Consider the following 14,813-nt stretch of genomic DNA (forward strand, 5'->3'; position numbering starts at 1 on the left):
CAGAATGGATGCGCGGAGCCTGATCCTGACGGCAGTGCGGACTCGTGGCGGTGTCGCCAGAGTGCGCTCGATTCTGGCGGCGGGGCATTCTCGTCATCATCTTTCTGCGGCGATCTCCGACGGAACGCTGCAGCGCATCCGACGTGGGTGGGTCGCGCTCCCGGATGCGCCTGCCGACCTCGTGCGCGTAGCGGAGTGGGGCGTCGTCCTCAGTTGCATCACGCTCGCTCGGCGTCAGGGCCTCTGGGTCCTTGAGGATCCTGGGCTTCCCCATGTGGCTGCCGACCAGAACGGTCCTGCACGCGGTCGGGACGACGCGGTCGTGCATTGGCGTAGGCCTGCGGTTCCGAGGCATCCGGATGCGCTGGTCGACAGCGTGGACAATGCCCTCGTTCTGATCGCCACATGTCAACCGCACGAGGTGGCGTGCGCGACATGGGAGTCAGCGTTCAACCGGGGTGTCGTCCGGCGAGAGTCGATGGCGCGGCTGTCGTTGCCACCTGCCGCTCGGGTTGTCCTCGACGACTCACAGCGCTGGTCGGACTCGGGGCTCGAATCGCTCTTCGTCATCAGGCTCCGATGGATGCGGATCAGGATCGTCCCACAGGCATGGATCGCGGGGCACCGGGTGGACTTCCTGATCGGTGAGAGGCTCGTCGTGCAGATCGATGGCGCAACTCACGTCGGCCCGCAACGCACCAGCGATATCGCCCACGACGCCGAGCTTCTTCTGCAGGGCTACCACGTCATCCGTCTTTCGTACACGCAGGTGGTCTCCGACTGGGTCTCGGTGCAGGACGTCATCATGCGGGCAGTCGGCCAGGGGCTCCATCGGGCGCGATGACTTGTCACCAGCGACGGATATCTGCACAGTCACGCATGAATGCGGCGCACCCGTGCGCACGAGTGCCGATGCCCGCAGAAAGGACAGGGCACAGGTGGATGCCGCGACGCGGCGCGCCGGGTAGAATCAGCACACCAGCACCGATCCGGCCATCACCGGGGAGCTCTCGGAAGAACAGTCCCGGCCGGGACCCAGTAGAACCGAGCGGGTCAGGCCCGTCACAGCCGCAGTGAAAGAGGTCGAGACCGCGAATCGAGAGATTCCGGTCCGGCAGGCGGGGTGGTACCGCGGTCCTTCAGGGGATCGTCCCGGCGTGACGCATCCGTGACCCCACTGCGAGACGACATGACCTATCCCCGCCCCTCGGCCTTCGGCCCTGCCGCCGACCTCGTCCCGAGTCCGCGCTTTCCCGCGATCGAGGGCGAGATCCTCGACTTCTGGCAGCAGGATCAGACCTTCCGCGCATCGATCCAGCAGCGCGAGGGATCGCCCGAGTGGGTCTTCTACGACGGCCCGCCGTTCGCGAACGGCCTGCCCCACTACGGTCACCTCCTCACCGGCTACGCCAAGGACCTCTTCCCGCGCTTCCAGACCATGCGCGGCAAGAAGGTCGACCGTGTGTTCGGATGGGACACGCACGGTCTTCCCGCCGAACTCGAGGCGATGAAGCAGCTCGGCATCACCGAGAAGAGCGAGATCGAAGACATGGGCATCGACGCCTTCAACGCGAAGGCGCGCGAATCGGTGCTCACCTACACGCGCGAGTGGGAGGACTACGTCACCCGCCAGGCGCGCTGGGTCGACTTCGAGAACGGGTACAAGACCCTGGACACGGGCTACATGGAGTCGGTGCTGTGGGCGTTCAAGACCCTCTACGACAAGAGCCTCGCCTACGAGGGCTACCGCGTGCTGCCCTACTGCTGGCGCGACGAGACACCGCTGTCGACGCACGAGCTGCGCATGGACGACGACGTCTACAAGATGCGGCAGGACCCGTCCGTCACCGTGACCTTCCCTCTCGTGGGAGCGAAGGCGGAGGCGCTGGGACTGACCGCGGTGCGGGCGCTCGCCTGGACGACCACGCCGTGGACCCTCCCGACCAACCTGGCGCTTGCCGTGGGACCGGACATCACCTACGTCGTCGTCCCCGGGGGTCCGAACGGCGCCGCTGATGTGCACCGCGGCCCCGGTGGCGAGGTCGATGACACCGTCGAGGCGAGCGCGCACGAGTACCTCCTGGCCGAAGACCTGCTCGCCGGCTACGCGAAGGACCTCGGCTACGAGTCGGCCGAGGACGCTCGTGCGGCCGTGAGCCGCACCGTGAACGGTACGGAGCTGGCCGGTGTGAGCTACGACCGTCTGTTCGACTACTACGCGGATGCCGAGACCTGGGGTACCGAGCACGCGTGGCAGATCCTCGTCGACGACTACGTGACCACCAGCGACGGCACGGGCATCGTCCACCAGGCGCCCGCCTACGGTGAGGACGACCAGCGCGTCTCGACCGCTGCCGGCATCCCGACGATCCTGTCCCTCGATGACGGCGGCAAGTTCCTGCCTCAGGTCACGGATGTCGCGGGCGCGCTCTGGTCGGAGGCCAACCGACCGCTCATCCGTCTGCTCCGCGAAAACGGTCGTCTGCTGCGCGAAGCCAGCTACGAGCACTCCTACCCGCACTGCTGGCGCTGCCGGAACCCCCTGATCTACAAGGCCGTCTCGAGCTGGTTCGTGCGCGTCACCGACATCAAGGATCGGCTGATCGAGCTCAATGAGCAGATCACGTGGGCGCCCGAGAACGTCAAGCACGGGCAGTTCGGCAAGTGGCTCGAAGGCGCTCGCGACTGGTCGATCAGCCGCAACCGCTACTGGGGCTCGCCGATCCCGGTCTGGAAGAGCGATGACCCCGAGCACCCGCGCGTGGATGTCTACGGCTCGCTCGAAGAGCTCGAGCGGGACTTCGGCGCGCTGCCGCGCAACGCTGCGGGTGAGGTCGACCTGCACCGCCCGTTCATCGACGATCTGACACGACCCAATCCCGACGACCCCTCCGGCCGTTCGACGATGCGTCGCATCGAGGACGTCTTCGACGTGTGGTTCGACTCCGGCTCGATGCCCTACGCCCAGGTGCACTACCCGTTCGACAACCACGACTGGTTCGACGAGCACGCTCCGGCGGACTTCATCGTCGAGTACATCGGCCAGACCCGGGGCTGGTTCTACGTCATGCACGTCCTCTCGGGGGCGCTGTTCGACCGCCCGGCCTTCACCGGCGTCTCGTGCCACGGCATCGTGCTCGGATCCGACGGGCAGAAGATGTCGAAGTCGCTGCGCAACTACCCGGACGTCTCCGAGGTCTTCGACCGTGACGGCTCGGATGCGATGCGCTGGTTCCTGATGTCCAGCTCGGTGCTGCGCGGCGGCAACCTCGTCGTGACCGAGGAGGGCATCCGCGCCGGCGTGCGCGAGTTCATGCTGCCACTGTGGAACGCGTGGTATTTCTTCGGCACCTACGCGAACGCGGCCTCGGGTCCCGATGGCGCCGGGTACGTGGCATCGTGGCGCACGGACTCCACCGACGTGCTCGATCGCTATATCCTCGCGCTGCTCGGCGATCTCGTCACCGGCGTTGCCGCGGATCTCGAGGTGCTCGACTCCACGAGCGCGGCGGAGAAGCTGCGCGACTTCGCCGAGGCGCTCACCAACTGGTACATCCGTCGCTCGCGTGACCGCTTCTGGGTGGGCGTGACTGATGAACCGCGAAGTCGCGAGGCCTTCGACACGCTCTACACGGTGCTCGAGACACTCACACGCGTTGCCGCCCCGCTCCTCCCGCTTGTCGCTGAGCGCGTCTGGCAGGGGCTGACCGGCGGACGCAGCGTGCACCTGCAGGACTGGCCGGATGCCGCATCCTTCGCGCCCGCAGCGGACATCCGCACCGCGATGGATGCTGTGCGGGAGGTGTCGAGCGTGGCCAACGCGCTGCGGAAGAAGGAAGGGAAGCGCGTTCGACTGCCGCTGTCGCGTCTGACGGTCGTGGTGCCGGATGCTGCGGCCCTCGCGCAGTTCGAGGCGATCGTGCGAGACGAACTCAACGTCAAGAGCGTCGAACTCGTCGAGCTCGAGGAGGGTACGGCCGCCGCTTACGGCATCACGCACCGCCTCTCGGTGAACGCGCGCGCCGCAGGTCCGCGTCTGGGCAAGCAGGTGCAGCAGGCGATCATGGCCGCCAAGAGCGGTGACTGGTCGGATGCCGCCGGCACCGTCGTCGCGGGAGGTATCACTCTGGAACCCTCCGAGTACGATCTGATGCTCGAAACGTCGGGACGCCCCGAGGGTGAAGCTCTCGCGGTACTGCCAGTGGGTGGATTCGTTCTGTTGGACACCACCACGACACCGGAGTTGGAAGCCGAGGGGCTCGCTCGCGACGTCATCCGCGCGGTACAGGACACGCGCAAGGCCGCCGGGTTCGACGTGAGCGACCGCATCCGCCTGGACCTGCTCTTCGATGACGACGCGGATGCCGAGGCTGTCGCGTCGGCGTTCGAGGGTGCCGATGTGGCGGGCGAGACGTTGGCACGTGCGTATGCCGTGCGGAGCCGCACCGCCCTCCTCGTGGAGGTCGGTGCGGGAGCGATGCCGGAGTTCGAGAACGTGGTCCCGGCGGGGACGTATGCGAACCGTGGCGCAGTCACGGTCGCTGTCTCACGGCTAGAGGTCTCGGCATGACGAGCGACCGCGAACGCGCGGACGACGTGTACGACCTGCTTCTCGGCCGCCAGGGCGAGCAGTGGGTACAGCCCCGAATCGAGCGCACCCAGAAGCTGCTGGATTACCTCGACAACCCCCAGCGCACGTACCGCGTGGTCCATGTCACCGGCACCAACGGCAAGACCTCGACCAGCCGGGTCATTGAGAGCATCCTGCGTGCGCACGGACTGCGGACCGGGCTGTTCACCAGCCCGCACCTCGAGCGGTTCACCGAGCGCATCATGATCGACGGTCTCCCGGTGACTGACGCTGCGCTGGTGGCGGCGTGGGATGAGATCGAACCGTTCGTCGGCATCGTCGATGCGGAGCTGACCGCTGCCGGGGATGCCGAACTCACCTTCTTCGAGCTGCTCACGGTGCTCGCTTTCGTCGTCTGCGCCGACGCCCCCGTGGACGTGCTCGTGCTTGAGGTGGGCATGGGAGGTCTCTGGGATTCCACGAACACTGCGGATGGGGATGTCGCCGTGTTCGCACCCATCGACATCGACCACGCCGCGCGGCTCGGCGATACGGTCGAGAAGGTCGCGACCATCAAGGCGGGCATCATCAAGGACGACGCTGTCGTGGTCTCGGCTCGACAGGCGGCAGAGGCGGCACGTGTGCTCACCGCGGCGGCGGATGCCCGCACGGCGTCGATCTCGTTCGAGGGCGACGGCTTCGCGCTCACCGAGGCGAAGTTGGCCGTCGGCGGCCAGCTGATCTCGGTGCGGGGGCTCGCCGGCACGTATGACGAGCTGTACCTGCCGCTGTACGGTGCGCACCAGGGGCAGAATGCTGCGCTGGCCATCGCCGCCGTCGAAGGACTCATCGGTGGCGGGGAACGCCCGCTGTCGGCCGACGTTCTCGCCGAGGGGCTGGCGACGGTCACCTCGCCCGGACGAGCGCAGCTGATCGGCACCGATCCGACGGTGATCGTGGATGCCGCACACAACCCGCACGGGGTCCGTGCGCTGACCGCGACGCTGCGTGAGTACTTCGACTTCGACGAGTGGGGCGTGGTGTTGGGCGTGTTGGATGACAAGGATGCCGTGGGCATCGTCGCCGAGCTCGCCGATCTGTCGACCCAGGTGTTCGCGACGGCTCCCACCTCGGATCGCGCGACCGATGTGGATGCTCTGGCCGATGTGCTCGAGGCGCACGGCATGCCGGTTGCGATCTACGGCGATGTCGGTGCTGCCGCAGATGCCGCGCGCGCGTGGGCAGCAGAGGCGGAGCGCCGTGCGGTGGTGATCACGGGGTCTGTCGTGCTGGCCGGTGAGGCAATCGGCATTGCGGCGGAAGAAGGCTGGAAGCCGGTGGTCGAGAGTGAGTGAGCCGGACATCGGCGCTGCGGGGGGCGAGGACGCTCGACCACCGCGCGTGCGACGCGCGCGCGGAGCCAGGGAATCGCTGGGTTCGGTCGTCCTCGGATTCGAGTCGATCGTGGTGTTTCTGGGGGGTTTGGTCGTCTACGGGTTGAATGCCCTCCCGGAGGGCATCGCGTCGTGGTGGGGGATCGTGGCGGGCACCGCCCTTGCCGTGCTGATGATCCTCACCGCCGGTCTGCTGCGTCACAGCTGGGCCATCGCGGTGGGCTGGGGACTCCAGGTCGTCGTGCTGTTGGGCGGCATCCTCGTGCCCGCGCTGGTGATCGTCGCGCTCGTTTTCGGTGCCCTCTGGGCGTATGGGACCATCAAGGGGGCGTCTCTCGACGCCCGAAATGCCCGCATTGCGGCATCCACCGACCCGTCGAACGGAGAATGACATGTCGACCGAAGAAACCCTCGTCCTGGTCAAGCCGGATGGGGTGGCCCGGGGCCTGACCGGCGCGATCCTCGCCCGGATCGAGGCGAAGGGCTACGCGTTGGTCGACATCAAGCTCGTCGACCCCGATCGTGATCTGCTCGCCGCCCACTACGCGGAGCACGAGGGCAAACCCTTCTACGAACCGCTCCTCGAATTCATGCTCTCCGGCCCTTCAGTCGCCATTCGTCTGGCGGGCAATCGCGTCATCGAAGGATTCCGCTCTCTGGCGGGCACGACCGATCCGACCACGGCCGCGCCCGGAACGATCCGCGGTGATTTCGGCCGCGACTGGGGCCTGAAGGTGCAGCAGAACCTCGTCCACGGTTCTGACAGCCCGGAGTCCGCCGCGCGAGAGTTGGGCATCTGGTTCGGCTGAGTCGCGGCCGCGAATGCTGAAGGGGCGCTCCGAGTGCGGGGCGCCCCTTCGGCATGTCAGGGCTGCCGCCGGATCGTCAGAAGAGCGAGCTCAGCACGTCGAGCCGCGTCTGAGCGAGGACGGCGACGATGGCATAGCTGACCACGCTCGCCAACGGGACCCACGCCATGAGGCGCGCGCCCACGCGGCGCACTCTCGGGGAATCGAGGACGGCACCGCTGCGCAGCAGGTGCACCGTGACGGCATAGAACGTGGGGATGGTGACGCTCCAGGTCACCATGCACCACGGACACAGCGTGCCCAGCACGAAGATGCTCTGCCCGATGAGCCAGATCACGAAGCCGAAGGCGAACGCCATGCCGGCCCAGAAGAGCAGCCAGAACCAGCGTGCGAAGCGCGCGCCTGCCAGGAGAGCAGCGCCGACGACCAGCGGGGCGATCCAGCCGGCGAGGCCGAGGATCGGGTTCGGGAAGCCGAACACGCTGCCCTGCCAGGACTCGAGGTTCGCCGTGCATTGGACGAGGACACTGAAATCGCAGGATGCCGTCGCGTTGGGATCTTCCAGCAGGTGCAGGCGCTCCTGAGTCAATGCGAACGCGGCATACCACCCGATGGCGCCGGCGATCATGAGCCAGATGCCGAGACCGGGGGCGCGATGGTGAGGCGTGGCGGGCATGAGTCCGATTCTGGCACTCGATTCCTGTGCGCAGGCCGTTTCGCAGTGTCGGGGGCTCGCCTTCCACACGTCGGAGCCCGAAAGTGCGATAATGGCAGGGACGATTCCGCAGCCGCGCTGGGGATGCCTTCGTCACAGACTTCCGGGCAACGGCTGCCCGACGCAACGAGAGCTTCGCGCCCGTTGCAGATCTAGTGGATTTTGCGGTCACACGGCCGCACGAGATTTCGTCGGAACGACGCGCGGTGTCGTTCCGACAAGGAGTACCCAGATATGGGCGATCAGACCGAAACACCCTCCGCAGACGCCGTCGAGGATGCCGTTGTGACGGCGCCCGAGGCCGCAACGACCACCGAGACGAGCGAGGCGGCGCAGCCCGACGAGCAGTCGGTCGAGGAATCCACGCCCGCTGCGGAAGCGGACGCGCCCGTGTCCGCGTCCGGATCGGCGCCCGTCATCGAGGCAGAGCCCGCCTCCGCGGCCGAAGCAGGCACGACAGACAGCGTCGAGCCCGCTGCTCCGCTGACAGCGGCCAGCCTGGGTCTGCTGCCGGAAAACTTCGTGTCCGCCGTCTCGACCTCGCTCATGTTCTACGCGCCCGAGATCGTCGCGCTGCCGGCCCTTCCCACCCCGGAACCCGAGGAAGAAGAGCCCGCGCCCCGCTCATCCTCGCGTCGTCGCAACCGTCGCAAGGGCGGGGGAGAGGGCCGTGACGACAGCGGCGACTCACGCGGTCGTGCTGCCGAGGTCATCACCGAGCCGCAGCGGATCAAGGGTTCGACGCGTCTTGAGGCGAAAAAGCAGCGCCGTCGCGACGGGCGCGAAGCGGGCCGCCGTCGATCGGTCGTCACCGAGGCGGAATTCCTCGCGCGCCGCGAGGCTGTCGACCGCGTGATGGTGGTTCGTTCGAAGAACGGTCGGATCCAGATCGGTGTGCTCGAGGACAACGTGCTCGTCGAGCACTATGTGGCACGCAGTCAGGATGCGTCGCTCATCGGCAATGTCTACCTCGGTCGTGTGCAGAACGTCTTGCCCAGCATGGAGGCGGCGTTCGTCGACATCGGGCGAGGCCGCAACGCCGTGCTGTATTCGGGTGAGGTCGACTGGGATTCTGTCGAGACCGGCAACCAGCCGCGCCGCATCGAGCTCGCACTCAAGTCGGGTGACAAGGTCCTCGTCCAGGTCACCAAGGACCCGGTCGGACACAAGGGCGCGCGATTGACGAGCCAGATCTCGCTGCCCGGCCGTTACCTGGTCTATGTCCCCGCCGGCGGCATGAACGGCATTTCGCGCAAGCTCCCCGACACCGAGCGGGCGCGCCTGAAGAAGATCCTCAAGGAGGTGCTGCCCGAGTCCTCGGGCGTGATCGTCCGCACCGCGGCAGAGGGCGCCACCGAAGAGCAGTTGACCCGCGACGTGCAGCGTCTGACGACGCAGTGGGAGCACATCAGCCGCCAGGTCGAGACGACGCAGGCGCCGGCGCTCCTGCATTCCGAGCCCGACCTGCTCGTGAAGATCGTGCGGGACGTCTTCAACGAGGACTTCACGCGGATGCTCATCCAGGGCGAAGACGCCCACCACACGATCTCTCGCTACCTTGAGAGCGTCGCCCCCGACCTGCTCGAGCGTGTGTCCGCCTACGAGGGCGAGGGTGACCCCTTCGACGAGTTCCGCATCACGGAGCAGATCGAGAAGGCGCTGGATCGCAAGGTCTGGTTGCCCTCCGGCGGATCGTTGGTCATCGATCGCACCGAGGCGATGACGGTCATCGACGTCAACACCGGGAAGTTCGTCGGCTCGGGGGGAAACCTCGAGGAGACCGTCACCAAGAACAACCTCGAAGCCGCCGAAGAGATCGTCCGGCAGCTGCGCCTGCGCGACATCGGCGGCATCATCGTCGTGGACTTCATCGACATGGTCCTGGAATCCAACCGCGACCTCGTGCTGCGCCGACTGATCGAGTGCCTCAGCCGCGATCGCACGAAGCATCAGGTCGCCGAGGTCACCTCGCTCGGGCTCGTGCAGATGACCAGGAAGAAGCTCGGCCTCGGTCTGCTGGAGACCTTCAGCGAGGCCTGCGAGGTGTGCGCGGGTCGCGGCATCATTGTGCATCACGATCCCGTCGTGAAGCACCGCCCCGCCGCGAGCAGCGGTGGCTCCAACCGTCGTTCGCGCGGCCAGAACTCGGGGAACGCGAACCAGGGCGCGAACGGCAACGGCACCGCGAATGGCGGAACGCACACGATCACGGCGGGAGTGAAGTCGGCGCTCGCGCAGATCGCCGCCTCCACGATCAATCCGGTGACGGAACCGGTCGAGGTCATCACCGAGCAACCGGCTGACGCAGCGATCGCGGATGTTCCGGCAGAAATGCCCGCAGACAAGCCCAAGCGACGTAAGAAGCGCACAGACACCGAGAAACCGAAGACCGAGAAGGATCTGTTGCTGGATTCGGTGCTCAACGCCCTCCCGGAGCCGAAGGCTCCTGGACAGGGCCGGGGTCGTCGACGCGTCACGACTGCGGCATTGACCGGGACCCCTGTGGAGGCGACGCCGACTCAGCAGGAGTCGCAGGAGGGCTGAGCGCTAGCGACGATCGCGGGCACGCACGCGCAGGCCTGAGGCGATGAGCGCGCGCACGAGCGTGTGCCCGTCGACGGGGCGAGCGCCGGCAGCGACCAGTCGCTCGTAGGCGTGATCGGGGACGTCGTAGTGATCACGGTCGAAGCCGCGCGCAGGGATGTCGTTCTCGTCGGCGAATCGGTGGAGTTCGGCCAGGCTCTCGTCGCTGATCAGGTGCGACCACAGGCGGCCGTGGGCGGGCCAACGTGGCTCATCGATCAGGATCGTCACGCGCCGATCCTAGGCGGGGAGGTGATGTGCTGCGACACGCTGGTCGTCGCTTTGCGCGTATGTGGCCCGTTCGGGTAAAGTATCCCTTTGGTGCGTCGTGTGCCGCGATCCGGACGGCGGCACGATCAGGGCCTCGGTTCCGCACCACAGTGGTCTTCCCCTCGGGATGACCCCCTCAGACAGACCCGGAGCGATCTGCTCCCAGAAGAAACAGGTGTGAAGTGGTTTACGCAGTAGTGCGCGCCGGCGGCCGTCAGGAGAAGGTCGCGGTCGGCTCGATCGTCGTTCTCGACCGCCTTGCGGCGAAGATCGGCGACAAGGTCGAGCTGCCCGCCGTGCTGCTCGTGGACGGCGAGACCGTGACGACCGACGCGGCAAAGCTTGCCAAGGTCAGCGTCACCGCCGAGGTCCTCGGCGAGGAGCGCGGCCCGAAGATCGTCATCCAGAAGTTCAAGAACAAGACCGGCTACAAGAAGCGCCAGGGGCACCGTCAGGACCTCACGCGCGTCAAGGTCACCGGCATCAAGTAAGACCCAGGAAGAGGCGAAGAAATGGCACACAAAAAGGGCGCAAGCTCCACCCGCAATGGTCGTGACTCCAACGCCCAGCGACTGGGTGTGAAGCGCTTCGGCGGCCAGGTCGTCAACGCCGGCGAGATCATCGTCCGCCAGCGTGGCACCCACTTCCACCCGGGCGCCAACGTCGGCCGCGGTGGCGACGACACCCTGTTCGCTCTCGCCGCCGGTGCGGTCGAGTTCGGCGCGAAGGGTGGCCGCAAGGTCGTCAACGTGGTGGCTGCCGCGGAGTGACTCCGCCGCTGGTTCACAGCTTTCGAAAAGGGGCGGGCTTCGGCTCGCCCCTTTTCCTTTCGCACAGACACCTCGTCTAGATCAGGAGAGAACCGATGGTCACGTTTGTCGACCGCGTCACGCTGCACCTTCGCGCGGGCAAAGGTGGCAACGGCTGCGTCTCTGTCAAGCGCGAGAAGTTCAAGCCGCTGGCCGGACCAGACGGGGCCAACGGGGGACACGGCGGTGACGTCGTCCTCGTCGCTGACCCGCAGGTGACGACGCTGCTGTCGTATCACCACTCTCCGCACCGCTCTGCGGGTAACGGTGGGTTCGGTATGGGGGACCATCGTTCGGGCGCTGCCGGCGAACACCTCGAACTTCCGGTACCGCTGGGCACGGTCGTCAAGGACGCCGACGGTAAGACGCTGGTCGATCTCATCGAACCCGGAATGCGCTTCGTCGCGGCACCCGGCGGGATAGGCGGCCTGGGGAATGCCACATTGGCGTCGCCCAAGCGCAAGGCGCCCGGATTCGCTCTGCTGGGCACTCCCGGTTGGGAGGGCGATGTCATCCTCGAACTGAAGACCGTGGCGGATGTCGCGCTCGTCGGGTTCCCCTCGGCGGGAAAGTCGAGCCTCATCGCCGCGATCTCCGCCGCTCGTCCCAAAATCGCGGACTACCCGTTCACGACGCTGCACCCGAATCTCGGCGTGGTCGAGGCGGGCGATGTGCGGTTCACCGTCGCCGACGTACCCGGCCTGATCGAGGGTGCCAGCGAGGGCCGTGGTCTCGGACTGGAGTTCCTGCGCCATGTCGAGCGCTGCACCGCGTTGGTCCACGTGCTCGACTGCGCCACCCTCGACCCCGGCCGTGACCCGCTGAGCGATCTCGACGTGATCGTCGCGGAGCTGGGTGCCTACCCCGTTCCCGAGGGTCAAACGCCGCTGTTGGAGCGGCCACAGGTGGTCGTGCTGAACAAGATCGACGTTCCCGAGGCGCAGGAGCTCGCCGATTTCGTGCGTCCGGACCTGGAAGCCCGGGGCTACCGGGTTTTCGAGATCTCGACGGTCAGCCATGCCGGACTGCGCGAGTTGACCTTTGCCCTCGGCGAGATCGTTGCCGAGCATCGCATCGCGGCGGCATCCGCGCCCGCCCCCGAGCGGATCGTGATTCGCCCCCAGGGGTCCGAGAAGGACTTCACCGTGCGTGTCGAGGGTGGCACCTACGGTCCCGTCTACCGCGTCGAGGGAGTCAAGCCCCTCCGGTGGGTGCAGCAGACCGACTTCCAGAACGAAGAAGCCGTCGGATACCTGGCCGACCGTCTCGAGAAGCTGGGCGTCGAGGACGAACTGTTCCGCGTCGGCGCGACCCCCGGCGCGACGGTGGTGATCGGCGGAGACGACGGCGTCGTCTTCGACTGGCAGCCTGCTCTCACCTCTGCGGCTGAGCTCATGACCGCTCCGCGCGGCACCGACCCGCGACTGGCTCAGAACCCGCGTCGTACGACCTCCCAGCGTCGCGAGCGCTATCACGAGCGCATGGATGCCAAGGCCGACGCCCGCGCCGAGCTCGAGGCCGAGCGCATTGCACAGCGCGACGGCGAGGTCGAGGAGTGACCGCTGCGGCGCGCGCCGCGATCGCGGGCGCACAGCGCATCGTCGTGAAGGTCGGCTCCTCCTCGATCAGCGGTAAGCATGCGTGGCGCATCGACGCGATCGTCGAGGCGATCGCCGCGGCGCACGGTCGCGGCACCGAGGTCGTACTGGTCTCGTCGGGAGCCATCGCCACCGCGCTGCCCTTCCTCAATCTCGAGGGACGCCCGGACGACCTCGCGACACAGCAGGCCTCGGCTGCGGTCGGTCAGAACGTCTTGATGTGGCGCTACCAGACCAGCCTCGACAGGTTCGGCATCCTCGCCGGCCAGGTTCTGCTGACTGCGGGCGATCTGGACAACCCCACTCACCGCTCGAACGCGCGGCGGGCGATGGCGCGGCTGCTCGGTCTGAAGATCCTGCCGATCGTCAACGAGAACGACACCGTCGCGACGCACGAGATTCGTTTCGGCGACAACGACCGACTCGCGGCTCTCGTCGCGCAGTTGGTGGGTGCGGATGCTCTGATCCTTCTCAGCGATATCGAGTCGCTCTACACCCGTCCGCCGGATGAGCCGGGCGCGGCACCGATCGACATGGTGGAGTTCGGCGACGATCTTCATGGCTTCCAGTTCGGCTCTGTCGTGGTCAACAGCGTCGGTACGGGCGGAGCCGCGACCAAAGTCTCGGCGGCACGGCTGGCGGCGCAGGCGGGGATCGGCGTCCTTGTCACGAGCGCCGATCTGGTGGACGCGGCGCTGCGCGGAGAACACATCGGGACGTGGTTCGCCCCCAACCCCACTCCGACGCCGACGGCGCTCACCGGACCGGTTCCGGTCGACCGGTAGCTCGGTAGGCTGGTCGGATGGCACTGACCACGACTTCCCCTCGCGAGCGGATGACGCTGGCACGCGTCGCAGCCCGGTCCGTCGCGCTTCTGAGCGACGATGAGAAGCGCGCGGCATTGACCTCAATCGCAGACGCGATCGAGGCAGACACCGATGCGATCACCGCCGCCAACAGTGAGGATCTGCAGCGCGGGGCTGGCAGCGGACTGTCGACCGCGCTGCTCGACCGCCTGAAGCTGGATGCCACGCGTGTGCACGCGTTGGCGGACGCCGTTCGCGAGATCGCCGCGCTGCCAGACCCTGTCGGGCGGGTGCTCGATGAGCGTGTCATGGCGAACGGCGTCACCCTGACCAAGGTCGCTGTCCCCTTCGGCGTGATCGGTTCGATCTACGAGGCGCGCCCCAACGTGACGGTCGACATCGCCGCGCTCGCGCTGCGTTCGGGAAATGCCGTCGTGCTGCGAGGCGGGACCGCGGCCGAGCTGACCAACGCCGCGCTGATCACCGCGATGCGCGGAGCGCTCGCGTCCTGTGGCATCGATCCGGAGGCTGTGCAGACGGTCGACGAGTTCGGTCGTGAGGGTGCGCGCGAGCTGATGCACGCACGGGGGCTGGTCGACGTCCTGGTTCCGCGTGGCAGCGCGCAGCTCATCGAGACCGTCGTCACTGAGTCGAGCGTGCCGGTCATCGAGACCGGCGCCGGTATCGTGCACATCCTCTTGGACGCGACCGCGCGCGAGGACTGGGCGCGCGAGATCGTCGTCAACGCCAAGGTGCAGCGCCCGAGCGTGTGCAACGCGGTCGAGACGGTGCTGGTCCACCGCGATGCAGCGGCGCGCCTCGTCCCCGGTGTCGTGGCGGATCTGCAGGCCGCCGGTGTGACGGTCCACGGGGATTCGGTGGTCGCCACGCTGGCCCCCGATGTCGTGCCGGCGGAAGAGGCCGACTGGATGACCGAGTACCTGAGTCTTGATGTTTCGATGAAGATCGTGGAGAACCTGGACGAGGCGCTCGCACATATCCGCAGCTACTCCACGCATCACACCGAGTCGATCATCACGGACGACGCGGCGTCCGCCGCCCGCTTCCTCGCCGAGGTCGACTCGGCTGTGGTCATGGTGAACACCTCGACCCGATTCACCGACGGCGGCGAGTTCGGCTTCGGGGCTGAAGTCGGGATCTCGACCCAAAAGCTCCACGCTCGCGGGCCAATGGGTCTGGCGGAGCTCACCAGCACCAAGTGGTTGGTTCGGGGTGCCGGACAGGTGCGTCTCTGAACG

The 14,813-nt window shown here is 67.2% G+C and carries 13 protein-coding genes; 11 read left to right on the forward strand and 2 right to left on the reverse strand.

Translation table 11 applies throughout. The annotated features are described in order from the left end of the window. Positions 1-4 precede the first annotated feature (4 nt). From ABD206_RS03250 to ndk, 5 genes are all read left to right on the forward strand, one after another. Complete coding sequence (locus ABD206_RS03250) at positions 5-844, forward strand: endonuclease domain-containing protein (protein WP_344069182.1); 840 nt, start codon at positions 5-7, stop codon at positions 842-844. Positions 845-1,189: 345 nt separating this feature from the next. Then, on the forward strand, positions 1,190-4,570 hold the full coding sequence (ileS, locus tag ABD206_RS03255) for an isoleucine--tRNA ligase (RefSeq protein ID WP_344069185.1): 3,381 nt from the start codon (positions 1,190-1,192) through the stop codon (positions 4,568-4,570). After that, positions 4,567-5,925 carry a bifunctional folylpolyglutamate synthase/dihydrofolate synthase gene (locus ABD206_RS03260; protein ID WP_344069188.1) on the forward strand — a complete coding sequence of 453 codons (1,359 nt, stop codon included), beginning with the start codon at positions 4,567-4,569 and terminating at the stop codon, positions 5,923-5,925. The genes ileS and ABD206_RS03260 overlap by 4 nt, the downstream gene beginning before the upstream one ends. Then, positions 5,918-6,355, forward strand: a complete 438-nt coding sequence (locus ABD206_RS03265) for a DUF4233 domain-containing protein (protein WP_344069192.1) — start codon at positions 5,918-5,920, stop codon at positions 6,353-6,355. Before ABD206_RS03260 ends, ABD206_RS03265 begins: the two co-directional genes overlap by 8 nt. Position 6,356: 1 nt before the next feature. After that, positions 6,357-6,773, forward strand: a complete 417-nt coding sequence (ndk, locus tag ABD206_RS03270) for a nucleoside-diphosphate kinase (protein ID WP_344069195.1) — start codon at positions 6,357-6,359, stop codon at positions 6,771-6,773. A 76-nt stretch (positions 6,774-6,849) separates the two neighbouring features. Here ndk and ABD206_RS03275 read toward each other — a convergent pair whose 3' ends face one another. Next, complete coding sequence (locus ABD206_RS03275) at positions 6,850-7,449, reverse strand: vitamin K epoxide reductase family protein (RefSeq protein ID WP_344069198.1); 600 nt, start codon at positions 7,447-7,449, stop codon at positions 6,850-6,852. A 273-nt stretch (positions 7,450-7,722) separates the two neighbouring features. On the opposite strand from ABD206_RS03275, the gene ABD206_RS03280 reads away from it, so the two are divergent. Then, positions 7,723-10,032 (forward strand): Rne/Rng family ribonuclease, encoded by a 2,310-nt coding sequence (locus ABD206_RS03280; RefSeq protein ID WP_344069200.1) that lies wholly within the window; start codon positions 7,723-7,725, stop codon positions 10,030-10,032. A gap of 3 nt (positions 10,033-10,035) precedes the next feature. Here the strand turns inward: ABD206_RS03280 and ABD206_RS03285 are convergent, their stop codons facing one another. Beyond that, complete coding sequence (locus tag ABD206_RS03285; RefSeq protein WP_344069203.1) at positions 10,036-10,302, reverse strand: DUF4031 domain-containing protein; 267 nt, start codon at positions 10,300-10,302, stop codon at positions 10,036-10,038. A 221-nt stretch (positions 10,303-10,523) separates the two neighbouring features. Between ABD206_RS03285 and rplU the strand changes: the two genes are divergently transcribed. The 5 genes from rplU (at position 10,524) to ABD206_RS03310 (ending at position 14,810) form a co-directional block, all read left to right on the forward strand. Then, complete coding sequence (rplU, locus tag ABD206_RS03290; RefSeq protein ID WP_344069206.1) at positions 10,524-10,832, forward strand: 50S ribosomal protein L21; 309 nt, start codon at positions 10,524-10,526, stop codon at positions 10,830-10,832. 21 nt (positions 10,833-10,853) lie between these two features. Next, positions 10,854-11,111, forward strand: coding sequence for a 50S ribosomal protein L27 (gene rpmA / locus ABD206_RS03295; RefSeq protein WP_344069208.1), 258 nt, complete (start codon positions 10,854-10,856; stop codon positions 11,109-11,111). Between the two features lie 95 nt (positions 11,112-11,206). After that, complete coding sequence (gene obgE, locus ABD206_RS03300) at positions 11,207-12,709, forward strand: GTPase ObgE (RefSeq protein ID WP_344069210.1); 1,503 nt, start codon at positions 11,207-11,209, stop codon at positions 12,707-12,709. Further along, positions 12,706-13,533 carry a glutamate 5-kinase gene (gene proB, locus ABD206_RS03305; RefSeq protein WP_344069212.1) on the forward strand — a complete coding sequence of 276 codons (828 nt, stop codon included), beginning with the start codon at positions 12,706-12,708 and terminating at the stop codon, positions 13,531-13,533. The genes obgE and proB overlap by 4 nt, the downstream gene beginning before the upstream one ends. A gap of 17 nt (positions 13,534-13,550) precedes the next feature. Further along, positions 13,551-14,810, forward strand: coding sequence for a glutamate-5-semialdehyde dehydrogenase (locus ABD206_RS03310; protein ID WP_344069215.1), 1,260 nt, complete (start codon positions 13,551-13,553; stop codon positions 14,808-14,810). Positions 14,811-14,813 lie beyond the last annotated feature (3 nt).

The sequence above is a fragment of the Microbacterium sediminicola genome (genome assembly GCF_039531125.1).
GTDB lineage: Bacteria > Actinomycetota > Actinomycetes > Actinomycetales > Microbacteriaceae > Microbacterium > Microbacterium sediminicola.